The following is a 22759-nucleotide window of genomic DNA, read 5'->3' as shown; positions in this document are numbered from 1 at the left end:
AGTGAAACGCATCCTGATGCTTCACGGCATCAATCACAACATGTTTGGCAAGCGTGACCCCGTGCAGTACGGAACGATCACGCTGGCCGAGATCGACGCCAAGTTGCAGGCCCTGGGCGCCGAACTTTGCGTGCAGGTGGAGTCGTTCCAGACGAACAGCGAAGGGGCGATGTGCGAGCGCATTCACCGTGCGTTCGAAGACGGCCAGGACGCCGTGCTCATCAACGCCGGCGCGTGGACGCATTACAGCTACGGCATTCGCGATGCGCTGGCGATCCTGACGTGTCCGGTCGTCGAATTGCATATGTCCAATATCCACGCACGGGAGCCGTTCCGGCATCACTCGGTGTTTGCCGACATCGTGAGCGGGCAGATCTGCGGGTTTGGTGTGCAGAGCTATCTATTGGCCCTGCGCGCGGCGGTTTCGGCAATCGATCAGGCTTAGCCTCGGCCAAGGCTATGGATGAAGCGTCTCGCCCTTGTTCAGCATATCGACGAATTGAGCGATCTTCTTTGCGCGCGTTTCGGCCTCTTTCACGTTCTGGATCCTGAACAGAATCGCGTACCGGTTCTGGCCGTTTAGCGTGGCGAAGAATCGCTTGGCCTTCGGGTTGGCGTCGAGAGCCTGCTGCAGATCATCGGGCACCGTGGATGCACTGGGAGACGAATAGGCAGCCTCCCAGCGGCCGTCTTGCTTGGCAAGATCGACGGCGCGAAGACCCGCCGGGCGCATCCTTCCAGCGGCAATCAACGTTTCGGCCTTGGCGGTGTTGATCTTCGACCAGATGCTTTTGGCGGTTCTGGGTGTGAACCGCTGCAGCCAGTAGTGCTCGTTTTCTGCCTGCTTTTGCCCGTCGATCCATCCGTAGCACAGGGCGCTCTCAACGGCCTCTGCATAAGACACGGTGGCATCTTCGGCCGATCGCTTTGCGATGCGGAGCCAGACGCCGGCCGCCGTCTCGCCGTTGGCTTCGAGCCAGGCCTCCCAGGCTTGCTGGCTGGGGAACGTCAGTGTTGGATTGTGCATTGCGCTAGATCACCCGCCGTCGAATTCGTAGACCCGCTTACTCGCGCGTGAAACGGAGTACGCCTCTTCCCGTCGGATGCCCGGACATCAGAGGATTCGGCATCCATGCCGTGCGGACCTCGAGTGTGTCTCCGTCCAGCGTGTAGAACCGCTCCTGCTCCGTGCCGGTCCAGGCTTCATTCCAGCACGCGTCGACCTTCGTGATGAACCGATCGCCCTCGACGCGATACCGCCCCGTATAGGCCATCACCGTACGGAACAGCGCCAACAGTTTTTCGTCCGTATTGCCGGGCTCCCGCGCCTTTGCGGTCAGAAGCACCATCATGCGGCCATCAACGCCAAAGACCAGTGAACCCTTGGGATCCGGGCCCCAGGGCTGCGAGCGCTCCTTTGTGTCTTGAAGCTCGGTCTCGAAAGAGACCAACCGCCAACTGCCGTGCAGCTTTGTGTCGTGTTCAGGCATATCGTGTCCTGTCGTCGTCCGTTGAACAGCTCGCCCCGGGGTTGACTCGGGCTTTGCCAGCGTCAGGATTTGCATATTAGTACCCGCGCCATCCGAACGCGCCGCACACGCCGCGCCGGACATCGGCTATCGACCATCGGGGGGAGGGGCGCGCCATCCTTTAGAATCGCGGACTTTGCCCGTATTCCCATGTGGTTCAAAAACCTTCAGCTTCATCGTCTGCCGGCGCCTTGGGCCGTGACCCCCGACCAGCTTGAAAAGTGGCTGGCACCCCACGCGTTTCAACCGGGCAACAGCGTAGAGAAACAGACCTCCGGCTGGGCTTCGCCGCGCGAAGATGGCGCGCTCGTCTATTCGAACAACGGGCAGATGCTGCTGGTGTTCCGCGCCGAAAAGAAGCTGCTGCCGGCGTCCGTCATCAACCAGGTGACGAAGGCCCGGGCGCTGGAGCTGGAGGAACAGCAGGGTTTCAAGCCCGGCCGCAAGCAGCTGCGCGAACTCAAGGAGCAGGTGACCGACGAACTCCTGCCGCGCGCCTTCAGCATCCGCCGCGATACGCGGGTGTGGATCGATACGGCAAACGGCTGGCTCGTGATCGATGCGGCTTCCCAGGCGGTGGCCGACGACGTGCGCGGTCTGCTCGTGAAGTCGATCGATCAGTTGCCGCTCACCAATGTGCACGTCGCGCATTCGCCGGTGGCTGCCATGACGGAGTGGCTGCTCTCCGGTGAGGCGCCCGGCGGTTTTACCGTCGACCAGGACGCCGAGTTGCGCTCGACGGGCGAGGGCGGCGCCACGGTGCGATACGTTGGCCACGCGCTCGAAGCAGAAGACATGCGCCGTCACATCGAGGCGGGCAAGCAGTGCATGCGCCTCGCCATGACGTGGGACGACCGGGTCTCGTTCGTGCTGACGCCGTCGCTCCTCATCAAGCGTGTGACGCCGCTCGACGTGATCAAGGAAGCCGAAGACCCCACCGCACAGAACGACGACGAACGCTTCGACTCCGATGTCGCGCTCATGACGGGCGAGTTGGCGCGGATGCTCTCTGACCTGGTCGACAGTCTGGGCGGCGATCAGCTTGATGCCATGCAACAGGCCAAAGCGGCCTGAACTGCGCCAGTGCGCCGGTATCCGTCAGGCTGGGGTAACGGCGATTGCGTGCGGACCGGCCCATTTCCGCTGCTTTTCTCTGCGGGTGGTAGCGCGATCACCCCCTAGGGAGGGGGCTGCAGCGCCTGATGCACAGCGGCTTTCCCACGTAAAATCCGGAACGCGCGCCGCCATGGCCGGCGCCCAGTTTTGATATCCGGATGTACGTCGATCTCCTGACCCTTTATCTCCTTGCCGTCGGAATTCTGCTCGCCAGCGCGGGAATGCTGTTCTGGGAGCATCGAACCAACCCCCGGCGCAGCAAGGCGTTGCGCCTTCTGGCCGCCGGGTTTACGACGCTCGCGTTCGGCTGCACGGCCGTGCTGTTCCGCCGCGCGCTGCCGGGTGCGACGGGCGCTGCACTCTGCAACCTCATCATGCTGTGCGGCTATTTGCTGGTGCTGTCCGGCGTTGCGGCGCTGAGCGGGCGGCAGCATCGCGGCGCCGCCGCAGGCGTGCTGATCGGCATGGCCCTGGTCTGGGTGGTGTGGGGCGCGCAGTGGCAAGACGTGCTCTGGAACCACGTCAGCGCCATTCCGATCGCGTTGGTCAGCGCGATGACGGCCCGCGAAATGTGGCGATGCGACGCGCTGAAGCCGCTGCGCCCGCGCCAGCTTGTCGTGGCGGTGACGGCCCTGCATGCGGTGCTCTACCTTGCGCGTGCGCTTGCGCTGCCGGGGCTCGTCTCGGCCTATGGGCCGGCCATGCAGGCGGCGGCCAGCAAGTTGACGATGATCGAGGGCGTCCTGTACGCGATGGTCTTGCCGATGACGCTGCTGAAGCTCATTCGCGACGAGGCCCACGGCCAGCTTCTGACCGAATCCCAGACCGACTATCTGACCCGCCTTGGCAATCGCCGCTGGTTCTTCGAGCAGGGCGCGCGGCTGATCGATGGCGTGGGCAGCCGCCCGGTCGCCACGCTTGTGTTCGACCTCGACCGTTTCAAGGCCATCAATGATCGCTACGGGCATCAGGCCGGCGATACCGTCCTCAAGGTGTTTGCGGAGATCGCGCAACACGTGCTCGGCCCCGACGTGATGCTCGCGCGCATCGGTGGTGAGGAATTCGCAGCGCTGCTGTCCGGCGACGATGCGCGCCACGCCAGGGCGCGCGGCGAGGCCGTGGCCCGGTGCTTTGCCGAGGCGGTTCAACGGCGCAGCGACGGCGCTGGAATCCTGGCGACGGTCAGCATCGGCATGGCGCAGTTTGATGCGGCCATGCCGTCGCTTGCGGATGCCCTGGCGGCGGCAGACAAGGCGCTGTATCGCGCCAAATCGCTAGGCGGCAATCGGCTTGAGGTCGCGCAGGCGGCGGGCCAGGTTGACGAGGCCGTGTTGTCATAACGTTGAGCGTTGCTCAGTCCGCGCGCCCGGCGCGCAGGTCGCTCTTGCGGATGAGCTGCAGGAGCGTCTCCGCAGGTTTGCTCAGGCGCCGTGCCGACAACGTGATGAATTCGATGGCCGGCAGCGGCGGTAAGACGTCGCCGTTGACTGGCGGCACCAGCCCGCCGCCCGCCAGGTTCTGCGCACGGACGGTAATCCCCAACCCGCCGCGCGCTGCGGCAATACATCCGGAATGACTGCTGCTGGTGCAGACGATGCGCCACAGCCAGCCCGTTGCGGCCAGCGTGTCCAACACGATCGAGCGCGTCACGCTCGGCTCGTTGACAAGGATGAGCGGCAGCGGCTGACTCACGTCGACCACGGTGCCGGGCCGGGCCAGCCATTCCAGCTGCCCGCGGAACAGCGGCACACCGCGTCGCCCGCCTTCGCGGCGCTTGCCGACAATCAGGTCGAGCGAGCCGTCTTCGATACCCTCGTACAGCTTGCTGGTCATGCCCATCGTGATCTCGAGTTCGACATCGGGATGCGTCGCCCGAAACGCTGCCAGCAGATTGGGCAGCGGCCCCTGCGCGAGATCTTCCGACGAACCGAGCCGGACACGGCCCTGCAGGCGGGGCGCACTGAACTGCAGCTCGGCGCGCGCCAAGGATTCGAGAATCAACTTCGCGTGGACGAGCAGCGCCTCGCCGTCCGGTGTGAGCGACACCGAATGGGTGTCGCGCACAAACAATCGCCGGTTCACGCTGTGTTCCAGCCGGCGGATGTGATCGCTGACCGACGATTGCGACAGGTCGAGCTGCCGCCCGGCCTCCGTAAAGCTATGGGCCGCGGCCACGGTGGCGAAGGTTTGGATCCAGACGGGATTGAGCATGGGCGCATTGTCATCGGAGATTCGGATAACAGTCAACGTCTCTAGAGGGGTTCCCGATTGGCCCGCCGTCGGTAGCATTGCGGGTGGATGTCCGGCGCTTTCCGGACAGGCATTCCAGGATTCACATGCAGACCGCCTCAACTCCCGCCGTCCCACCGGGCGCTTCGCAAAACGCCATGCTGTGGATCGTCTTCGCCGGCTTTTTCATGCAGGCGCTGGACACAACCATCGTCAATACCGCGCTGCCGTCGATGGCGCGCAGCCTCGGCGAAAAGCCGCTCGACCTGAAATCGGTGGTGGTGGCCTACACGCTCACCATGGCGAAGCTGACGCCGGCATCAGGGTGGCTGGCAGACAAGTTCGGCACGCGGCGCGTGTATTTCACCGCGATCCTGATTTTTGTTCTCGGCTCGGTGTTCTGCGCGACGGCACATACGTTGCCGCAGTTGGTGATCGCACGTGTGCTGCAGGGAATCGGTGGCTCGATGCTGTTGCCGATCGGCCGGCTGGCCGTGTTGCGCAATATCCCCGGCGAGCAGTACATCGCGGCATTGGCGTTCGTGTCGGTGGCGGGGCAGGTGGGCCCACTGCTGGGGCCGGCTCTGGGCGGCTGGCTTGTGCAGGATGTCTCGTGGCACTGGATTTTCCTGATCAACGTGCCCGTGGGTTTCGTCGGTTTGTTTGCGGTACGCCGCTATCTGCCGCACGACGCCGTGCGTGCCGTGGCGCCATTCGACTGGCTGGGCTGCGGGCTGCTGTCGCTGTGCATGGTGGCGTTCTCGCTGGCGCTCGAAAACGGCGCGCAGAGCCCGTGGAGCGCGGTGCTGATCGCTGTGAGCGTGGTCAGCGCGCTGCTCTATATTCCGCACGCGAAGCGGCGTGCGGCACCGCTGTTCCAGCTTGCGCTGTTTCGCGAACCGAACTTCAGCGTTGGGCTCGTCGGCAACCTGTTCTGCCGGATTGGTTCGGGCGCCGTGCCCTTCCTGCTGCCGCTGCTGTTCCAGTTGCAGCTTGGCTACTCGCCGCTCCATTCGGGGTTGCTGCTATTGCCGATCGCCATTGCCGGCATGCTCGCCAAGCGCTGGGTCGTTCCCCTTGTGAACCGTTTTGGATATGACGTGTTCCTGCAGGTCAACACGTGGGTGGTTGGCATCTCGATTGCCTCGTTTGCGGCCATGTCGCCGGGCTGGCCGCTGGCGCTGTCGATCGTGCAACTGTCGGTGTTCGGCTGGGCGAATTCGATGCAGTTCGCGGCCATGAACAGCATCACGCTCAAAGGCTTGTCGCATCAGGATGCCGGCAGCGGCAACAGCCTGTTTTCGATGGTGCAGATGCTGGCCATCGGCCTGGGCGTATCGATTGGTGGCGGGCTTGTCAGCCTGTTCTCGGTCAAGCTGGGCGTGGCAGCACCGGCGTATCGGCTGGCCTTCTTCACCATGGGCGTGGTGACCGCGTTTTCTGCGCTGATTTTCCGCAAGCTCGATGCCAACTCCAAGCCGGCGCGTGCCAAGAATGTCGAGGCCGAAGCTGTGCAGGCGCGCTGACCCCTGCACGCCATAGCAGACCGGCGGATAGCCTATCCGCGCATGCGCAACAGATCGGCGTAAGAGACCAATTTGCGTTTTCCTGGTCCCAGCGTCTTGCGCTTTGACGCGGAGCGGGCGGGCTTGCTGCGCTCGAATTTGGCAGCCGCACGTGCATCTTCCTTGGCATGCACGGTGGCCGACTTGCTTTCCGCCTTGATGCGTTCCGCTTCCAGCCGTGCAGCCACGCGCTCTTCGCGGGCGATTTCCTGTGCGGCCGAGAGGATTTCCGCCTTGAGCAGATCACGTCGCTGTTTGGCGGCAACGCGGGCGGCCTGCAGTTGTTCCTTCCGCTGTCGGAGCCAGTCCTTTCGGTTGACCGGCGCGGGGCGTGCCTCTGCCGGCACACTGAGCCGCAAGGCGCGGCTCACGGCGACTTTCTCGGCGTGGATCTGGCGGCGCGGATCGTGTTTCGCATCACTCATGGTGCGTGACGCTCCCTGGCGGCACCGCTGTGCCGCCGTGCACCGGCAGGGGATGGCGGGTCATGGCGTTCATTCCGACAACCGTACCATAGGGCTTCGGATTACGCAGGAATGATGCCCGGTCCGCAGGCCTACGGCGGCCATGTCGTGCCCGCCCCAACGCTTCCCGTCACTTCACAGGTGTCAAGATCGGCGCGCCCTTGGTCTTGATGAGCACCACCACGAACTTGGCCGGCTGCGTCGCGCTGGCATTGCGCCCCACGGTGTGGATGTCGTTGGGACCTTCATGGAACGTATCGCCCGGCTTGAGGGTGACCTCCTTGTCGCCCTTGACGCCCATGACGATGCTGCCCTCCAGCACGTAGACAAACGCGTGGGCGTCGTGCCGATGCACGGGGTCGACCGCGCCGGGCGGGTAGTCCACCACGATCATTTCCACTTCCTTGCCCGGGTATTCGGGCGGCGTATCGGTGCGCAACGGCGTAACGCTCGCCTGCGGTGCAGCCATCGCCGGCGCCGCAGCCAGCAGAAGCGGCAGCATCAACGTTGCCGCACGCGACACGATGGTTTTCATGGCTTGGAACGGCATGGCGTTACTCCGCATGATTCCCGGCCAGCCATTGCTGGAAACCGGTTCGGCCGATGCGTGCCTCGCCCAGTGGCACGAGCGACAGTTCCTCGACCTGCCCGCCGACGTATCGCGCGTTCCGGTCTTTCACGACGGGGCGTGCGTCGCCGACGGACTCCAGATAGCGCGCGACGGTTTCCGCAAAGGGCGCGCGGTCCGGGCCGGCAATGTCGATCGTGCCGTTCAGCGGGGCGCCCAGCACCACCTCCGCGAGGATGGCCACGACGTCGTCCACGGCAATCGGCTGGAACAGGCCGTCACCGATGCGTACCGTGCCGTCGTTGGTGCTGAGATCCGCAATGCCGCCGATGAACTCCATGAACTGCGTGGCCCGCACGATGGTGTACGGCACGCCGGACGCTTCCACCGCTTCTTCCTGGGCGACCTTGGCGACGAAGTACGGGTTTTCGGGCATGCGGTCGGTGCCGACAATCGACAGTGTCACGTGGTGGCGCACGCCGGCGGCCACTTCTGCCTTGCCAAGGTTGCGAGCGGAGGTGCGGAAGAAATCGAGTACCGCCTGCGGCTCCCATGACGGCGGGTTGGTGACGTCTACGACCACGTCTGCGCTGACCAGTGCGTTGCTCAGGCCTTCGCCCGTGATGGTGTTGACGCCCGTGCGCGGGGAGGCGGCAACCGCCGTATGGCCGGCTTCGGCAAGCCGCTTGACAAGACGCGAGCCGATCAAGCCCGAACCACCGATAACGACGATCTTCATGACAGAGTCTCCTGAGGACGTGGATGAATGTGAATGCGCATAGCGCTTGGATGGAGACAGTGTGGAAGAATCATGCCCCAGGAGTAAGGGCCAAGAAATATCGATTCGACTAGGCCAAGTTCAGTTGCCGGAAAGATTGCCATGACCGTAAAAGCCCCCGCCTTGAGCATCGAGATCGATCGGCAGAAACCGGTGCCGATCTATCTGCAGATCTGCGAACGGTTTCGTACCGCCATCGCGGCGGGGCACTTGCGCCCTGGCGATCGCGTGCCCGCGCTACGCGGCCTTGCCATGCAATTGAATACCGCGCGGGGCACGGTGGAGCTGGCTTACACGATCCTCGTGGACGAGGGGTATCTGCTCATGCGCGGGGCGGCGGGGACGTTCGTGTCGCCTTCGCTGCCGGAAGCGGCCACGCGCGGGCAACGTGGGCCAGGCCGGCAAGACCGGCAGGGTGCGCCGACGGCGGAGAGCGCCCCGCGCGGCAGCCAGCCGATGCGGCGCGAACTCCCCATTGCCGTCGACATGAGCGGCGAGCCGAGGCCGCTGCAACCGGGGCTGCCCGCGCTCGACGTGTTTCCGCGCAAGCTCTGGAACCGGCTGGTGTCACGCCGTGCGCGCAGCGGCGACCGCGCGATGCTTGCCTACCCGAATCCCATGGGCTATCCGGCGCTGCGCGAACACATCGCCACGTATCTCGCCCTCTCGCGCGGCGTCACGTGCTTGCCGGAACAGGTGTTCGTGACCAGCGGCTACCGCGCAACCCTTGAGCTTGTCTTGCGCAGCCTGGCGAGCCCGAACGACCGCATGTGGTTTGAAGACCCCGGCTACCTGCTTGCGCGCGGCTTCCTGACCGAAACAGGCGTGCAGCTCGTTCCGGTGCCGGTGGATGAAGACGGCATCGATGTTGCGCGCGGCATGGAGCTTGACCCGCAGGCGCGCTTTGCGCTGGTCACACCGTCGCACCAGGCGCCGCTCGGCTACACGCTGTCGCTTGCGCGGCGCATGGCGTTGCTGGATTGGGCCGAGAAGGCATCGCGCTGGATCATCGAAGACGATTACGACAGCGAATTCCGCTATGTCGGTCGCCCCTTGCCGGCACTCAAGAGCCTCGACAAGAGCGACCGCGTGATCTACTGCGGCACGTTCAGCAAGGTGATGTTTCCGGGCTTGCGGCTGGCCTACGCCGTGGTGCCCGAGCGCGCCGTTGAACGCGTCGAGCGTGTGGCCGGCAGCATGAATGCCGGATCCCCCGCGTTGCTGCAGGCCGCCCTGGCCGACTTCATCGAGCAGGGGCATTTCGCCAGGCACATCAAGCGCATGCGCACGCTGTACGGCGAACGGCGCACGCTGATTGCCGATGCGTTGAAGCAGGCGTTTGGCGACCGGATGATCGTCGACATGCCTCACGGCGGCATCCAGTTTCCAGTGCGCTTCACCGTCGGTCCCGATGGCCCGGTCGACGACGTTGCCGTTGCCATGCGCGCTCGCGACGCGGGCCTTGCCGTCGGTGCGCTGTCGTGGTGGTATGCCAATGCGCGTTTGCGGCACACGCCGCGCGGCTTGGTCATGGGTTTTGCCAACGTGGCCGACGCGAAGGATGCCGGGCGCCTCGCGCGAGCGCTGCGGGCCTGTCTGGACGCCTCGCCAGGCGCAGCGGGTTCTGACTCGGCCAAGCGGCGTCCCGGCCGTTGAGCGACGGCACTGGAGGCGCCCGCGCGCGTGTCGGGCGCCTCGTTTTTCCGCCGCCGGCAATACCGTATGTGCGTGAATACGCAACCAAATTGCATCGCCGTTGGCGCAAAATAGCGGTTTGGGCGTTTTTGCGCCCCCTTGCACTCATGGAGACGGTATGAACAACGTTGTCGAATCGGCCATTTCGATCGAGAAGCGCCCGAACCCTGTTCCGGCGGAAGAGCGCGCGCGCCTGCTGGAAAACCCCGCTTTCGGCCGCGTATTCACGGATCACATGGCCACCATCCGTTACACCGAGGGCAAGGGCTGGCACGACGCCAAAATCGGCGCGCATGGCCCGATCCAGTGCGATCCGTCCACGCTGGTGCTGCACTACGCGCAGGAAATTTTCGAAGGCATGAAGGCTTATCGCCTGCCGGACGGCGGTGGTGCGCTGTTCCGCCCGGAAGCCAATGCGCGCCGGTTCCAGAACTCGGCCAAGCGCCTGGCGATGCCCGCGCTGCCGGAAGACCTCTTCCTGCAGGCCGTGCGCGAGCTGGTCAAGCTGGACCGCGATTGGATTCCGTCGGGCCAGGGCTCGGCGCTGTACCTGCGCCCGTTCATGATCGCCACCGAAGTCGTCCTGGGCGTGAAGCCGTCGGCCGAATACCTGTTCTGCGTGATTGCTTGCCCGGTGGGCGCGTATTTCAAGGGCGATGCATCGTCGGGCGTCACCATCTGGGTGTCGGACAACTACACGCGCGCCGCGCCCGGCGGCACGGGCGATGCCAAGTGCGGCGGCAACTACGCTGCCAGCCTGGTCGCCCAGGCCGAAGCCACCCGCGAGGGCTGCGACCAGGTCGTCTTCCTCGACGCGGTGGAGCGCAAGTGGATTGAAGAGCTGGGTGGCATGAACGTGTTCTTCGTCTTCGAAGACGGTTCGCTGCAGACGCCGCCGCTCACCGGCACGATCCTGCCCGGCATCACGCGCGATTCGCTGATCACGCTGGCGCGCGGCATGGGCCTCACCGTGCGTGAAGAGCCTTACTCCATCGACCAATGGCAGGCCGACGCGCAAAGCGGCCGCCTGCGCGAAGCCTTTGCCTGCGGCACCGCAGCGGTCGTTACGCCCATCGGCAAGGTCAAGGGCCACAAGCACAACTTCACCATTGGCGATGGCAAGGCAGGTGAACTGACGAGCAAGCTGAAGGCGGCGCTGGTGGATTTGCAGAACGGCCGCGCACCGGACCCGCACGGCTGGCTCGACCGCCTGTTCTGAGCCGGGGATGGCCGAATCGCTTTCCGCGCCGTCCGTTGACGGGACCGAAGCCTGGATCACCACGCCCGATGGCCGGCTTTACGCCCGGCAATGGGGCGGTCCGGTCGACGATGCCGCCAAACCGCCGATCGTGCTGCTGCACGATTCGCTTGGCTGCGTCGCGCTGTGGCGCGATTTTCCGCAGCGGCTGGCGCAGTCGACCGGGCATGCCGTCATCGCTTATGACCGGCTCGGCTTTGGCCAATCCGACGCCTATCCGGGCCAGTTGGATCCGAGCTTCATTCAGCAGGAAGCGTACGGCGGCTTTGCCGCGCTGACGGACCAGCTTGGCGTGGACCGCTTCATCGTCTTCGGCCACAGCGTCGGCGGCGGCATGGCGGTGTCGATTGCCGCAGCGTATCCGGGCCGCTGCGCGGGCTTGATCACCGAGTCGGCGCAGGCGTTTGTGGAAGAGCAAACGCGCGAAGGCATCCGTATCGCCCAGGCGCAGTTTGCAGAGCCCGGCCAGATGGGCCGGCTCGAGCGGTACCACGGCAGCAAGGCGCAATGGGTGCTGGACGCGTGGGTGAACACGTGGCTGTCTCCAGCATTTGCGCAGTGGTGCCTGGACGATGCGCTGCTTGCCGTGCGCAGCCCAGTGCTGGCGCTGCACGGCACCGAAGACGAATACGGCTCTACCGCACAGCCGGAGCGCATCGTCACGCTGGCCGGTGCGCCCGCCACGCTCAAGCTGGTACAGCGCTGCGGGCACGTGCCGCATCGGGAGCAGGAAGCGGCGGTGCTCGCCGCGGTCAACGCCTTCCTGAGCGCCTCCGCCTGATCTTGGGCGTTCGCCCAGTGCCCGAAGTGCAGGGCATCGGCATTCGCACCGAGCCTCCGTTCAGGTGCGTCGCACCAAAATCGAACGACCGTTTTTAAATCGTTCGTTTCAATCACCTGCTTTTTTCCCGCCTTCAGAGGGCTGCCCGGCGGCCCTTTTGTTTGGAGTTTCGCGCCTAGTTTCCGGCGTTGGTCTCTTCTCCTGCTGCGCCTATAACGCAGATGTCGGGCACGACCCCGGCGGCGCACGCATGTGCGTACACAAGCCAAGCCACCCAGCGGGGCAAAACAGGAGGAAGACACATGGCAACACCCGGCATGGTCGCGTCCGTGGAATGGACCGACGGCAAGCGCTATCTCTGGATGCTCGGCGCGCTGACCATCACGCTGCCTATCGTGGCGGCCGTTTCGGCGCTCGCGACCGGTTGGCATCCGCTCTGGTGGGCGGGGCCGTTCATCGTGTTCACGATCATCCCGCTGCTCGATTTCCTGATCGGCGACGACCGCGACAACCCGCCCGAAGACGTCGTCCCCACGCTGGAAAAACAGCGCTACTACCGCCGCATCGTCTACCTGGCGACCACCGTGCTCTACGTGAGCTTTGCGGTGGCGATGTGGGTGCTGCGCACGTATGACCTCGTCTGGTACGACTACATTGCGTTCGCGTTTTCGGTGGGCGTGGTGACGGGCATCTCGATCAATACCGCCCATGAGCTTGGCCACAAGACCGACGGCTTCGAGCGCTGGCTCGCGAAGATCACGCTTGCGCCCGTGGCGTATGGCCACTTCTTCGTGGAGCACAACCGCGGCCACCACGTGCGCGTGGCTACGCCGGCCGACCCGGCCAGCGCGCGCTATGGCGAATCGTTCTGGGAATTTCTGCCGCGTACGGTGGTGGGCAGCGTCAAATCGGCGTGGGCATTGGAGAAACGCCGGCTGGAGCAGCAGGGCCACTCGGTGTGGTCGTGGCGCAACGACGTGCTCAACGCCTGGGCAATGACGGTGGTGCTGTGGGGCGTGTGCATCGCGTTTGTCGGGCCCAAGGCGGTGCCGTTCCTGATCATCCAGGCCATCTACGGCGCGTCGTTGCTGGAGGTGGTGAACTACCTGGAGCACTACGGCCTGTGCCGCCAGCAATTGCCCAGCGGCCGCTACGAGCGCTGCACGCCGCAGCATTCGTGGAACAGCAACCACGTGGTGACGAACCTGTTCCTGTATCAACTGCAGCGGCATGCCGATCACCACGCCAACCCGACGCGGTCATTCCAGGCGCTGCGGCACTTCGAGCATTCGCCGCAACTGCCGGCCGGCTATGCCGCGATGATCCTGATCGCCTATGTGCCGCCGCTGTGGTTCCGCGTGATGAACCCGCGCGTGGTGGCGCACTACAACGGCAACATGTCGCTGGCGAACATCAAGCCGTCGATCCGCGACAAGGTGCTCGCGCAGTATCCGGCGCGCGCTTGATTGCCCAACCGGCCTGAGGTATGCCGCGGCTGGCGAGCCGTCGCCAGCCGATGCGACGGCGTTGGCGCAGAATGTCGAAGCGAAGACTGCCCACGCCTGCCATGAACGCCATCACGCCCGTCGCATTGCTTGAACCCGCCCCCGTCAGCCTGCGCTCCAGCGAAGGGCTCGGCTGGGACGGCTTTGCCGCCACGCTGCTCAGCATCCGTCCCGGGACGTACCGGGTGCCCGCCATGGCGCATCACCGGATCAGCGTGCATGTCGGCCCACCCGTGCGGGCGAATTGCGTATGCGATGGCCGGCGCACTTCACGCATCCAGGCGCATGGCGATGCGGACGTCATTCCCGCCGGCGTGCCGGGCATGTGGACGGACGATGCCGACTGTCGGTTTCTGCGCATTGCCCTCAGCGACACGTTTGTACGCAGCATCGGCGAACAGGTCGGTGTGCAGGCCGACATCACGCCGCGTCTGCAATGGCGCGATGCGCGCGTGCATCGTCTTGCCGCTGCGCTTGGGGCCGAGCTGGAGGCGGAAGACACCTCCAACGCGTTGTATGCAGAAAGCCTGTGCACGGCATTGGTCGTTCGCCTGTTGAACAGCAGCCGGGATCTGGAAGGCGGGATGGCTCACAGCGCCGGCACGCTGGCACCCCGCGTGGCCGCACGGGTGATCGATTACATCGAAGCCCATCTGCACCAGCGCCTGACGCTGGCTGAACTGGCGGCACAGGCTGGCTTGAGCGTGCCGCATTTCAACGCGCTGTTTCGTGCAACGCTGGGCGTGCCGGCGCATCGCTACGTCGTGCAGCGCCGCGTGGAGCGCGCGAAAGCACTGCTGCTGGAAGGCCCCCGCAGTGCGTCGCAGATCGCGCTTGAAGTCGGCTTTGCCCACCAGAGCCACCTGACGCAGTGGATGCAGCGGCTGCTCGGCGTGACGCCACGTGAGGTCATCCGAGCCGGCAAGGCGTCGGCCGCCGCTGCCGACACGCCCGCCGCGTAGTCCATCCACCGAATCTGCCAAATTCCTCCGTTCCTGCAAGTCGGGTTTGCGGTGGCGCCCTAAGCTCGTGCCTCCCACTTGAGAGGAGCGCGAACATGTTTGTCATCTTTGGGGCATCGGGCAAGGTCGGTCATGCGACTGCCACGGCGCTGCGCAACGCGGGCCAGCCCGTGCGCGCTGTGGTGCGCCATGCCCGGCAAGGCGAGGCGTTGGCCAAGATCGGCTGTGAAACTGCGACTGCCGATCTGACGGATCCCGCCTCGGTTGCTTCGGCCATCAAGGGTGCCGCGGCCGTGCAGATTCTGTGTCCGGTGCCGGTGCGCGATGCGGACCCAGCGTCGACCATGGAACGCGTGATCGACGTGGCGGCCGGTGCGCTGCGCGCGAACACGCCCTCGGCTGTCCTGGTCCTGTCGGACTACGGCGCCGAGTTGGACCGGGGCACCGGCCTGACGCGGCTGTTTCATCTGCTGGAAGCGCGGCTGAAGCCGCTGGCGACGCACCTGACGCTGCTGCGTTCAGCCGAGCACATGCAGAACTGGGCTGCGATGCTGCCCGTCATGCTCGCAACCGGGCGGCTGCCAAGCCTGCATCAACCGCTTGATCGCGCCTTCGCGACCGTCGCTACGCAGGACGTCGGTGCGCTGGCGGCCGAGTTGTTGCTGCAGGCGCCGTCGACAAAGACGCCTCGTATCGTCAGCGTGGAAGGCCCGCGCCGCGTCAGCCTGATCGACGTGGCACGCGCGTTCAGCGCCGTTGTCGGCCGCGAGATTGTTGCCGAAGCCGTGCCTCGCACCGCGTGGGCACCGATGCTGCAACGCGCCGGTCTGAGCGCAAACCATGTGCAGCTCATCACCGAGTTGTACGACGCGGTGAATGCCGGACAGATCGATGTCGAGAAAGGTGTTTCAGAGCAGCGCTTCGGCAAGACCGAGCTGCACGATGTGTGTGCGTCGATGCTCGCGGCGCATGTGAAGTCAAGGTAGCGGCACGCAGCCCGCAGCCCTCACCTGCAAATGCGAATGCCTCTTATGCGGATTTTTATCTGCGGCGCCCGGTTATTCCGCACGGCGCGCAACCGCCTCACTATGATCTCGGGATTGCTCCGGAGGTCATCATGGTGGCTGCACATGTTGCGCGCGCGATTGGAACAGCGGTTGTGTTCTCGGCATGTGCGCTGCCGGCGCACGCGGTGTTGCCTGACGAGATCCAGGTCTATACCGGGGATATCAACGCGCCGGGCGAGATCGGGCTGGAGCTGCATGTCAATACCACGCCCAGCGGTCTCAGCACGCCGAGCTATCCAGGCGAAGTCACGACCCCGCACGGCTGGCGTGCCACGGCGGAATTCTCGTATGGCCTGACGCCTTCGCTGGAGCTAGGTCTGTACGTGCCGACCACGCTCACGCGCGAGAACACGTTCTACGTGACGGGCCCGAAGGTGCGGGTGAAATGGATGCCCGTGCGGCCCGTTGACGGCGTCGGGCAGTTTGCCGGCATCAACGTCGAACTCGCCCACGTGGCGGGCCGCTTTGAGGCATCCCAAAACGCGGCAGAACTGCGGCCCATCTATGGGTATCAGAACGACCGCTGGCTTTGGGCGGTCAACCCGGTGCTCGATTGGAACCTCTCGGGGGAGGGGCGCAGCGGTGTGCCGGAGGCCGCGCCCAGTTTCAAGATTGCGCGTACGGTTGCGGCAGGCGTGCGCGCCGGCACGGAGTATTACGCGGGGCTGGGCCCCATCAACCACATCGCGCCATTGCATGAACAGCAGCACACGGTGTTTCTGGCGTTCGATGTGGACCGCAAGCCGTTCGTCTTCAACTTTGGCATCGGCCGCGGCCTGACCCGCGCCTCAGACCGCTGGACGCTGAAGTGGATTTTCGAGATTCCGCTGAGCTGATCGCTGGCCGCTGGGCCGGGCACCGCCTATGCTTGGCGGCAGCCGGTTGCGCCCGGTCCGTCAAGGAGGCTGCCATGACGATCGATGTACGTTGCGTTGCTCTCGCAGTGCTGTTATCAGCCTTCTCCGCATGCGGGGCACACGCCGAAGACGACCTCCAGAACCGGGGTCACGACCCGTTCTTCCAGATTTCCTCCGGCGTTGCCAACTGCCCCGAGCCTGCCGGCCCGCGCATCAGCGAAGCCGAGTGGAAGCGTGATTCGCACCATCGCATCGAGCACGGCAACCATTGCTGGGTCGAAGGCCGGTGCCGCTTGCCCAACGCGTTTTCTTACGACGACGAAATTGCCGAGACGGCCAAGCGGCGCCTGCAATGGATGTCCATCCACGTGCCGGGATGGAAGCAGAACACCACGCTGTGGGTGACGATATGGCAGCGCTGGATGCTCGTGCAGGGCTGCGTGGCGCCGGGCTACACGTTGGCGCCGTTCATGACCGCGCTGCGCGAGGTGCCCGACGTGGAACGCTTCATCGACGAGACAACGGCACATCCGGAGCGCGGTGTGCCGTATGCGTTGTTTCGCCGCGGCGCGGTAGTGCCGGGCGGCGCAAAAACGCCCGCATCACCGCTTAAACCGTAGGCGGGCCGCCCAGCTTTCAGGCGAACCACCCCAGCGCCAATGCCGCCACCGCGGGCACCGTCTGCACGAAGAGAATCCGTTTGTTGACCGTGATGGCTCCCCAGATGCCGGCCACCGCCACGCAGATCAACCCGAACAGCGCAAACGCAGCGTTGATGGCCGGGTCCGGCGCGACCAGCCCAATGACCAGCGCCGCTACCAGAAAACCGTTGTACAAACCTTGGTTGGACGCCATCGCGGCGGTTTCGGCCGCTTTTTCCGGGGTGATGCGGAAGACCTTGGGGCCGCGCGTCTTCCACAGCACCATCTCGAGTACGACGATGTAGACGTGGATCAGCAGCACGAGCAGATAGACGAGCAGGGCGAGGGTTTTGATCATGGCGGTCATCAAAAGTGAACGTGCCGCCATGATAGAGATTTTGTGCCGCGTGCCTGCACCCGGATGGTGGGGTATCAGCGCGGCAGCGGCGCGCAATCCCCTTTGCCCGCGAGGCGCCGGCTGCAAATTTCATCGGCGAGGACTATCCTGTGCGCTTTCGTTCCAGGCAGAGGAGCCATCGCATGACAGCATCGCAAGGATCCATGATTTCGTTCAAGCGCCCGGATGGGCAGGAACTCCAGGGCTATCTGGCCAAACCGGCCAAGGCGGAGGGCGCCCCGGGTATCGTCGTCATCCAGGAGTGGTGGGGCCTGAACGACCAGATTCGCGGCGTGGCCGACCGCCTCGCGCGCGCGGGTTACGTGGCGCTGGTGCCCGACCTCTATCGCGGCACCATGACGGTGGAAGAGGAAGAAGCGCACCACCTGATGACCAACCTCAACTTTGGCGACGCGGCCACGCAGGATGTGCGCGGCGCCGTGCAATATCTCAAGCAGACCTGCGCCCGCGTGGGCGTGACGGGCTACTGCATGGGCGGCGCGCTGACGCTCCTGACGCTGAGCAACGTGCCGGAGGCGGACGCCGGCGTGGTGTGGTACGGCTATCCTCCGCTCGAATACATCGACGCCTCGAAGATCAAGGTGCCGGTGCAGGGCCACTGGGGCACGCAGGACACCGCCTTCAAGATCGAAGGCGTCGATGCGTTGGAAAAGAAGCTCGTCGATGCCGGCGTCGATGTCGACTTCCATCGTTATCTCGCGCATCACGCATTCGCCAATGAAACGGCCGTGGGCGAAAACCGCATCGCCATCACGCAATACGACCCGGTGTGGGCGCAACACGCCTGGGACCGCGCGTTGACGTTCTTCGGCCGCACGCTCTGGTAAGCCCACACAGGACGGCGGGTTTGGCGGTAGGGCGCGATCACGAAATGCTGCAATTTCGCATGTGGGCTGCGCCGGTGCCGCCGCTATAATTCACGGCGCTGCCGCACCAACGGTAGCTGGGTTTCGCAGCCTATCTTTTCCCGTATGGCCGGACGGCCGCCTTGTGCGGCTTTTTCACGTCCGCGCTCGCGCACGCTTGTACTTTGGCGGGCCGGGCAGGGAGACCGAAAGGTCTGCCGGCGTCCTACGGGCCGGTCTGCGAACCCTGTCGTCGGGCCCGCCACCCTCGTTCGCAGCGAAACGTCGGGCCTTTTGCAATCCGTAGGAGGCTCCATGACTGTTGTGTTCAGCGGGCGTCGCCCCGCGTCTTTTCCCTCTCCACCTTGGCTGTGTCCCGTTCCGTTGCGACCCGGGACCCGCCAATGACACTCACCAAACGCCGCGTCTATCTTGACGGTGCGCTGGAAGCGCGAGCCTTCCTCTGTCGAACGCAGGCCTACGTGCGCGAGTTCGGGCAGCATCGGCCACGCCTCTTGCGGCAGCAACTGATGGAGTACACGGGCGGCGCCTATCCGCCCGCATTTGCGCGCGGGTTTGTCGACATGATCGGCGCGTACCTGTCGTTGGCATTGGAGCGCAGCGATATCGATCCGGCCACGTGGGAATTGATGGCAGAGGTTGAGCGGCTGCCTTAGAAGCCCAGCGGCAGCCCCGCAATCAGCCGCCCAGAATGCGCCGCGCCGCGCGATCCCCCCACCACGCCGCTTCTTCAAAAACCGAATAGCCGGACAGGTCCGCATGCGCGTAGTGGATCGGCCCGGCGCTTTCACGCAAGCGCGCAATGCCGGGTCGGGAGAGAAAACCGGGTGTGGGAATCGCCATCGCATGGCCGCGTAGCGTCAGGTCGGCCCGGCGGATTTGCGTGCGCAGGCGGATGCCGTACACGGTATCCAGATCGGCCAGCGCGCGATCGAGCAGCGCTTGCGGCGATGCCTTCAGCAGCCATTCACGCGCGGCTTTCGGCGTCATGTCCGACAGCGCCACGTAGGCGGTGAACACGCTCTGCGCGGGTGGCCCGACGCGAATGTCCTGGTGATTGGCCACCACATAGCCCAGCCCCGTGCCGCGATAGACCACGTTGTCCCACGCCAGCGGCGTGTCGTCGTGTTCGGGCGGAAAGCCCTCGATGAGCAGGTTGGCGAGCAGCCACGGCGCGGTTTCGGGCAACTCGGCGGCTGGCACGTCAAAGCCGTCGACGATGTGTTTGGCAACGTGCAACGGCATCGCGCTGACCACGTGATCGGCCAGCAGCCGAACGACGCGGCCATCCGCTTGCAGCACATCGGCGAAGACGCGGGCGCCGGCCTCGGTTGTGGTGCCGATGCGCGCGGCGCTGCCCGGCAGCAGGCGGCCGGGTTCATTCAAGCCTGCGGCTTCGAACAGCCGCTCCGCCATCCAGTCCAGGCCTTCCGGCCACGTAAGCACGGTGCCTTGTTCGGCATTGCTGGCCATGCCGCCGCGGCTGGCGAAATAAGCAATACCGGCCCAGGCGGAAACATGATCGGCGGTGACGCCGTAATCGTCGCGGCAGCAGTAGTCGGCATACCAGTGCAGCGTGGCGGCGCGGTAGCCCTCGCGGTGCAGCCAGTCGCGGAAGGTGAGTGCGTCGAGCGCGCGCCATGCCGGGTCTGCGGATGAGAGCGCCGTCGGCACGGCAAAGACGCGGCGGCCGTCGGTGCCGGCGGTCTGGCGCAGCCGGTCGATGTGGGCGAAGAACCGCGTGTGCTCGGCGCGTTCGGCTTCGGTAATGCCCTCGTGCGGTACAAAGCCGTCTTGCCAGCGGTTGCCCAGCCACAGGCGCTCATCGGGCGCGTGAACGAGCACGCGTTCGTCGTACGTCGGGCGCAGCGCAAACGGGTCGCGCTCGATCACGCCAAAGTCGGCCAGCATCTCGCGCACGTGCGTCGATTCCATCGACGGCAGCGGCAGGTAATGCGCCCCGGTCGGAAAGCGTTGCGCCCCGAAGGCGCCGCCAGCGGCGTTGCCATAGCGCTCCGGGCCTTCCACGACCACCACGTCGCGCCGGCCGCCTTTTGCCAGACGCCACGCGCAGCTCAATCCGCCGATGCCGCTGCCGCAGATGGCGACGCCCACGCGCCGCGTTTCCGACGGTGCCGGCAGCGTGCGCAGGTCGCGCAGTCGATGGCCGGCCGCCTGGCCGGGCATGCGCACGTTGGGCGTGATTTCGGTCAAGGCGCGAAAGCCTGCCCACGAACCGGCACCCGCCGCAGCCACACCGGCCGCAGCTGCACCCACAAGAAAGCTGCGTCGCGTTGCCATCAGCGCAGCACGCCGTGCCAGTCTTCTTCGAAATACCGCACCAGGGACTGGTTGTTCAGCCGGTTGGGCTCCACCTGCGGGCGCGGCATGTCGGGCGCGAAGCTGAACATCTGGTGCGTGGTGTCGGCGTCCAGGAAGCGCGTCGGCACCCGGTACGACGTCGGCGGTTTGAAGTCCGCGCGGCCCGGTGCGGCCAGGATGAAGCCCCATTCGCCAAACGACGGCACCAGCGCGTGATAGGGCCACGTGCGATAGCCGGCTTCCTTCAGCGTCGCATCCACACACCAGTACGAACGCGGCGCGAAATAGGGCGACGTCGCTTGGATGACGACCAGGCCCGTATCCGCCACATGGCGCGACAGCAATCGGTAGAACGGCACCGAATACAGCTTGCCGATGCTGAAGTTGGACGGGTCCGGAAAATCGACGATGGCCACGTCGAACATGTCGGTGGCGGTCTGCATCCATTGCGCTGCATCGGCGTTGACCACCGTCACGCGCGGGTCGCTGAACGCATGCTGATTCAGCGCGACCAGTGCCTCGGCGTGCGAGAACAGGTTCGTCATGCGCGGGTCCAGGTCGACCAGCGTCACGTGTTCGATTTGCGGGTACTTCAGGATCTGCCGCAACGCGAGGCCGTCGCCGCCGCCCAGCACCAGCACGCGCCGCGCACCGCGCACCGATTCCAATGCGGGCAGCACAAGCGCTTCGTGATAGCGGTATTCGTCGCGTGAGGAAAACTGCAGGTTGCCGTTGATGTACAGGCGCAGGTCGTCTTTCCAGCGTGTCACCACCAGCCGTTGATACGGCGAGGAAATCGCGTGGATGATCTCGTCGCCAAAGAGCGCGCGTTCCGACCAATGCGTGAGCTTGTCCGATGCGCCAAAGCCCGCAAGCAATGCCGCTGCCACTGCGCCGGCCCGCCACGCCATCGCCGTGCGCATGCGGGCCGTGAGCGCCAGCTCGGCGCGAAAGTGCCACAGCGTCCAGACCGCAATCGCCGTATTGAACAGGCCGAAGAGGAAGCCGGTCCGCACCAGCCCCAGGCGCGGCGCCAGCACCAGCGGAAACAGCAGCGACACCGCCAGCGCACCGAGGTAGTCGAACGTCAGCACGCGGCTGACGAGATCGGAAAACTTGGCCTGCCGGCGATGCAGCATGCGCATCACCAGCGGGATCTCCATGCCGACCAGCACGCCGATCACCGTGACCAGCGCGTACAGCACCAGCCGGAACGGCGCCGATTCCAGCGCAAACAACGCAAACAGCGCCGCTGCAGACACGCCGCCAAACAGGCCGACCAGCAATTCCAGGTCGACAAAGCGGGCGAGCAGCGCGTCGTCCGCCACGTAGCGCGAGAGCCATGAGCCGATGCCCATGGCAAACAGATAGGCGCCGATGATGGAAGAGAACTGCAGGATGGAATCGCCCAGCAGATACGAAGCCAATGCCCCGGCAATCAATTCGTACGCCAGCCCGCACGAGGCCACCACGAAGACGGCGAGGACCAGCAGGGCATTGCCGCGGCCGGCTGGCTGCGTGGGTTCGTATGTGGCGTCAGGCTGCGGCGTCGACATGCTGCGAAGGGGGAAAATGAAGGGGCGTTAACAAACGGCGGATGCGAAGGCGAGCGCGATTGTGCCGCCTTTTTTCCCGGCCCGCGAGCCGGTTGGTGCAGGGCCGCATCGGGGGGTACGCAAGCGGCGCATCAGCCGCTATAGTGGCGCCACCTATGTACTGCACGGCCCCTTCCCATGCCTGACATGACCGCTTCCGTGATCGCCTATGCTTCGCACCTGCTGGCGGGCGCCGTGGTGTTTTCCGGCTTCTTCTTCGTCTACCTGCGCCTGACGCCGTATGACGAGTTCAAGCTGATCCGCGAAGGCAATATCGCCGCGGCGCTGTCGCTGGCCGGGGCGCTGCTCGGTTTCGTGCTGACCATCGCGTCGAGCATCACGCATGCCGATGGCCTGGTGCCGTTCCTGTTCTGGGCGGTGATGGCGTCGGTGGTGCAGCTGATCGTCTTCCTGGTGCTCACGCGGTTGATGCCGGATTACCGGCTGCAGATCGAGCACAACAACATTGCCGCCGGTATGCTGTTTGGCGTGAGTGCGCTGGCCGTTGGCGTGATCAACGCAGCGTGCCTGTCGTGACCTTGT

At 65.2% G+C, this 22759-nt stretch carries 24 protein-coding genes; 15 read left to right on the top strand and 9 right to left on the bottom strand.

From position 1 onward, the window contains the following. The first annotated feature begins 1 nt into the window (after position 1). Complete coding sequence (aroQ, locus tag ABIC76_RS02350; RefSeq protein WP_354532841.1) at positions 2-445, top strand: type II 3-dehydroquinate dehydratase; 444 nt, start codon at positions 2-4, stop codon at positions 443-445. Between the two features lie 12 nt (positions 446-457). Here aroQ and ABIC76_RS02345 read toward each other — a convergent pair whose 3' ends face one another. Together ABIC76_RS02345 and ABIC76_RS02340 are read right to left on the bottom strand one after the other, a co-directional pair. Beyond that, entirely contained in the window at positions 458-1027 is a 570-nt protein-coding gene (locus tag ABIC76_RS02345) for a YdeI/OmpD-associated family protein (RefSeq protein WP_354532840.1), read from the bottom strand. 37 nt (positions 1028-1064) lie between these two features. Continuing rightward, a complete protein-coding gene (locus ABIC76_RS02340) occupies positions 1065-1490 on the bottom strand; it encodes a lipocalin-like domain-containing protein (protein WP_354532839.1) in 426 nt (141 codons plus the stop codon). Positions 1491-1679: 189 nt separating this feature from the next. Here ABIC76_RS02340 and ABIC76_RS02335 point away from each other — a divergent pair, with 189 nt between their 5' ends. Both ABIC76_RS02335 and ABIC76_RS02330 read left to right on the top strand, forming a co-directional pair. After that, the gene (locus tag ABIC76_RS02335) at positions 1680-2603 is read left to right on the top strand and encodes a recombination-associated protein RdgC (protein ID WP_206273607.1); all 924 of its coding nucleotides are present in this window, start codon (positions 1680-1682) and stop codon (positions 2601-2603) included. Between the two features lie 200 nt (positions 2604-2803). Further along, positions 2804-3985, top strand: coding sequence for a GGDEF domain-containing protein (locus tag ABIC76_RS02330; protein ID WP_354532838.1), 1182 nt, complete (start codon positions 2804-2806; stop codon positions 3983-3985). 13 nt (positions 3986-3998) lie between these two features. Here the strand turns inward: ABIC76_RS02330 and ABIC76_RS02325 are convergent, their stop codons facing one another. Further along, positions 3999-4856 carry a LysR family transcriptional regulator gene (locus ABIC76_RS02325; RefSeq protein ID WP_027679227.1) on the bottom strand — a complete coding sequence of 286 codons (858 nt, stop codon included), beginning with the start codon at positions 4854-4856 and terminating at the stop codon, positions 3999-4001. 176 nt (positions 4857-5032) lie between these two features. On the opposite strand from ABIC76_RS02325, the gene mdtD reads away from it, so the two are divergent. Beyond that, positions 5033-6400 carry a multidrug transporter subunit MdtD gene (mdtD, locus tag ABIC76_RS02320; RefSeq protein WP_354532837.1) on the top strand — a complete coding sequence of 456 codons (1368 nt, stop codon included), beginning with the start codon at positions 5033-5035 and terminating at the stop codon, positions 6398-6400. A 32-nt stretch (positions 6401-6432) separates the two neighbouring features. Here mdtD and ABIC76_RS02315 read toward each other — a convergent pair whose 3' ends face one another. From ABIC76_RS02315 to ABIC76_RS02305, 3 genes are all read right to left on the bottom strand, one after another. Then, positions 6433-6864: a F0F1 ATP synthase subunit B family protein gene (locus ABIC76_RS02315; protein ID WP_354532836.1), complete on the bottom strand. Its 432-nt coding sequence runs from the start codon at positions 6862-6864 to the stop codon at positions 6433-6435. Between the two features lie 169 nt (positions 6865-7033). Continuing rightward, positions 7034-7438, bottom strand: a complete 405-nt coding sequence (locus ABIC76_RS02310) for a cupin domain-containing protein (protein WP_354533531.1) — start codon at positions 7436-7438, stop codon at positions 7034-7036. Positions 7439-7457: 19 nt separating this feature from the next. Beyond that, positions 7458-8210 carry an SDR family oxidoreductase gene (locus ABIC76_RS02305; RefSeq protein ID WP_354532835.1) on the bottom strand — a complete coding sequence of 251 codons (753 nt, stop codon included), beginning with the start codon at positions 8208-8210 and terminating at the stop codon, positions 7458-7460. 141 nt (positions 8211-8351) lie between these two features. Between ABIC76_RS02305 and pdxR the strand changes: the two genes are divergently transcribed. The 8 genes from pdxR to ABIC76_RS02265 all read left to right on the top strand — a co-directional run bounded on the left by pdxR (position 8352) and on the right by ABIC76_RS02265 (position 16994). Continuing rightward, complete coding sequence (gene pdxR / locus ABIC76_RS02300; protein ID WP_354532834.1) at positions 8352-9905, top strand: MocR-like pyridoxine biosynthesis transcription factor PdxR; 1554 nt, start codon at positions 8352-8354, stop codon at positions 9903-9905. 157 nt (positions 9906-10062) lie between these two features. Next, entirely contained in the window at positions 10063-11163 is a 1101-nt protein-coding gene (locus tag ABIC76_RS02295; protein ID WP_343547222.1) for a branched-chain amino acid aminotransferase, read from the top strand. A 7-nt stretch (positions 11164-11170) separates the two neighbouring features. Next, a complete protein-coding gene (locus ABIC76_RS02290) occupies positions 11171-11983 on the top strand; it encodes an alpha/beta fold hydrolase (protein WP_354532833.1) in 813 nt (270 codons plus the stop codon). A gap of 302 nt (positions 11984-12285) precedes the next feature. Then, positions 12286-13449 (top strand): alkane 1-monooxygenase, encoded by a 1164-nt coding sequence (locus ABIC76_RS02285; RefSeq protein WP_354532832.1) that lies wholly within the window; start codon positions 12286-12288, stop codon positions 13447-13449. A gap of 101 nt (positions 13450-13550) precedes the next feature. After that, entirely contained in the window at positions 13551-14450 is a 900-nt protein-coding gene (locus ABIC76_RS02280; RefSeq protein WP_354533530.1) for a helix-turn-helix domain-containing protein, read from the top strand. 95 nt (positions 14451-14545) lie between these two features. Beyond that, on the top strand, positions 14546-15436 hold the full coding sequence (locus tag ABIC76_RS02275; protein WP_354532831.1) for an NmrA family NAD(P)-binding protein: 891 nt from the start codon (positions 14546-14548) through the stop codon (positions 15434-15436). Between the two features lie 131 nt (positions 15437-15567). Next, a complete protein-coding gene (locus ABIC76_RS02270) occupies positions 15568-16353 on the top strand; it encodes a hypothetical protein (protein ID WP_354532830.1) in 786 nt (261 codons plus the stop codon). 74 nt (positions 16354-16427) lie between these two features. Beyond that, positions 16428-16994: a BON domain-containing protein gene (locus ABIC76_RS02265; protein WP_354532829.1), complete on the top strand. Its 567-nt coding sequence runs from the start codon at positions 16428-16430 to the stop codon at positions 16992-16994. Positions 16995-17010: 16 nt separating this feature from the next. Here the strand turns inward: ABIC76_RS02265 and ABIC76_RS02260 are convergent, their stop codons facing one another. Then, positions 17011-17373 carry a DUF1304 domain-containing protein gene (locus ABIC76_RS02260; protein WP_027679213.1) on the bottom strand — a complete coding sequence of 121 codons (363 nt, stop codon included), beginning with the start codon at positions 17371-17373 and terminating at the stop codon, positions 17011-17013. A 182-nt stretch (positions 17374-17555) separates the two neighbouring features. Here ABIC76_RS02260 and ABIC76_RS02255 point away from each other — a divergent pair, with 182 nt between their 5' ends. After that, complete coding sequence (locus tag ABIC76_RS02255) at positions 17556-18260, top strand: dienelactone hydrolase family protein (protein WP_206273597.1); 705 nt, start codon at positions 17556-17558, stop codon at positions 18258-18260. Positions 18261-18682: 422 nt separating this feature from the next. Further along, entirely contained in the window at positions 18683-18955 is a 273-nt protein-coding gene (locus tag ABIC76_RS02250; protein WP_316891350.1) for a hypothetical protein, read from the top strand. Between the two features lie 22 nt (positions 18956-18977). Here the strand turns inward: ABIC76_RS02250 and ABIC76_RS02245 are convergent, their stop codons facing one another. Next, on the bottom strand, positions 18978-20600 hold the full coding sequence (locus ABIC76_RS02245; protein ID WP_354532828.1) for an NAD(P)-binding protein: 1623 nt from the start codon (positions 20598-20600) through the stop codon (positions 18978-18980). After that, the gene (locus ABIC76_RS02240; RefSeq protein ID WP_354532827.1) at positions 20600-22177 is read right to left on the bottom strand and encodes a polyamine aminopropyltransferase; all 1578 of its coding nucleotides are present in this window, start codon (positions 22175-22177) and stop codon (positions 20600-20602) included. Before ABIC76_RS02240 ends, ABIC76_RS02245 begins: the two co-directional genes overlap by 1 nt. Before the next feature lie 177 nt (positions 22178-22354). On the opposite strand from ABIC76_RS02240, the gene ABIC76_RS02235 reads away from it, so the two are divergent. Beyond that, entirely contained in the window at positions 22355-22753 is a 399-nt protein-coding gene (locus ABIC76_RS02235) for a DUF350 domain-containing protein (protein ID WP_009240530.1), read from the top strand. The last annotated feature ends 6 nt before the right edge of the window (positions 22754-22759 follow it).

The organism is Ralstonia sp. 1138, assembly GCF_040544795.1.
In the GTDB taxonomy this organism is placed as follows: Bacteria; Pseudomonadota; Gammaproteobacteria; order Burkholderiales; family Burkholderiaceae; genus Ralstonia; species Ralstonia flatus.
This window is presented reverse-complemented; position numbering and strand designations above follow the sequence as displayed.

Bases quoted from the DNA above. Each gene is read 5' to 3' on its own strand.
- ABIC76_RS02345 (WP_354532840.1), bottom strand. From the start codon at position 1,027: ATGCACAATCCAACACTGACGTTCCCCAGCCAGCAAGCCTGGGAGGCC.
- ABIC76_RS02340 (WP_354532839.1), bottom strand. From the start codon at position 1,490: ATGCCTGAACACGACACAAAGCTGCACGGCAGTTGGCGGTTGGTCTCT.
- ABIC76_RS02335 (WP_206273607.1), top strand. From the start codon at position 1,680: ATGTGGTTCAAAAACCTTCAGCTTCATCGTCTGCCGGCGCCTTGGGCC.
- ABIC76_RS02330 (WP_354532838.1), top strand. From the start codon at position 2,804: ATGTACGTCGATCTCCTGACCCTTTATCTCCTTGCCGTCGGAATTCTG.
- ABIC76_RS02325 (WP_027679227.1), bottom strand. From the start codon at position 4,856: ATGCTCAATCCCGTCTGGATCCAAACCTTCGCCACCGTGGCCGCGGCC.
- mdtD (WP_354532837.1), top strand. From the start codon at position 5,033: ATGCTGTGGATCGTCTTCGCCGGCTTTTTCATGCAGGCGCTGGACACA.
- ABIC76_RS02315 (WP_354532836.1), bottom strand. From the start codon at position 6,864: ATGAGTGATGCGAAACACGATCCGCGCCGCCAGATCCACGCCGAGAAA.
- ABIC76_RS02310 (WP_354533531.1), bottom strand. From the start codon at position 7,438: ATGAAAACCATCGTGTCGCGTGCGGCAACGTTGATGCTGCCGCTTCTG.
- ABIC76_RS02305 (WP_354532835.1), bottom strand. From the start codon at position 8,210: ATGAAGATCGTCGTTATCGGTGGTTCGGGCTTGATCGGCTCGCGTCTT.
- pdxR (WP_354532834.1), top strand. From the start codon at position 8,352: ATGACCGTAAAAGCCCCCGCCTTGAGCATCGAGATCGATCGGCAGAAA.
- ABIC76_RS02295 (WP_343547222.1), top strand. From the start codon at position 10,063: ATGAACAACGTTGTCGAATCGGCCATTTCGATCGAGAAGCGCCCGAAC.
- ABIC76_RS02290 (WP_354532833.1), top strand. From the start codon at position 11,171: ATGGCCGAATCGCTTTCCGCGCCGTCCGTTGACGGGACCGAAGCCTGG.
- ABIC76_RS02285 (WP_354532832.1), top strand. From the start codon at position 12,286: ATGGCAACACCCGGCATGGTCGCGTCCGTGGAATGGACCGACGGCAAG.
- ABIC76_RS02280 (WP_354533530.1), top strand. From the start codon at position 13,551: ATGAACGCCATCACGCCCGTCGCATTGCTTGAACCCGCCCCCGTCAGC.
- ABIC76_RS02275 (WP_354532831.1), top strand. From the start codon at position 14,546: ATGTTTGTCATCTTTGGGGCATCGGGCAAGGTCGGTCATGCGACTGCC.
- ABIC76_RS02270 (WP_354532830.1), top strand. From the start codon at position 15,568: ATGGTGGCTGCACATGTTGCGCGCGCGATTGGAACAGCGGTTGTGTTC.
- ABIC76_RS02265 (WP_354532829.1), top strand. From the start codon at position 16,428: ATGACGATCGATGTACGTTGCGTTGCTCTCGCAGTGCTGTTATCAGCC.
- ABIC76_RS02260 (WP_027679213.1), bottom strand. From the start codon at position 17,373: ATGATCAAAACCCTCGCCCTGCTCGTCTATCTGCTCGTGCTGCTGATC.
- ABIC76_RS02255 (WP_206273597.1), top strand. From the start codon at position 17,556: ATGACAGCATCGCAAGGATCCATGATTTCGTTCAAGCGCCCGGATGGG.
- ABIC76_RS02250 (WP_316891350.1), top strand. From the start codon at position 18,683: ATGACACTCACCAAACGCCGCGTCTATCTTGACGGTGCGCTGGAAGCG.
- ABIC76_RS02245 (WP_354532828.1), bottom strand. From the start codon at position 20,600: ATGGCAACGCGACGCAGCTTTCTTGTGGGTGCAGCTGCGGCCGGTGTG.
- ABIC76_RS02240 (WP_354532827.1), bottom strand. From the start codon at position 22,177: ATGTCGACGCCGCAGCCTGACGCCACATACGAACCCACGCAGCCAGCC.
- ABIC76_RS02235 (WP_009240530.1), top strand. From the start codon at position 22,355: ATGCCTGACATGACCGCTTCCGTGATCGCCTATGCTTCGCACCTGCTG.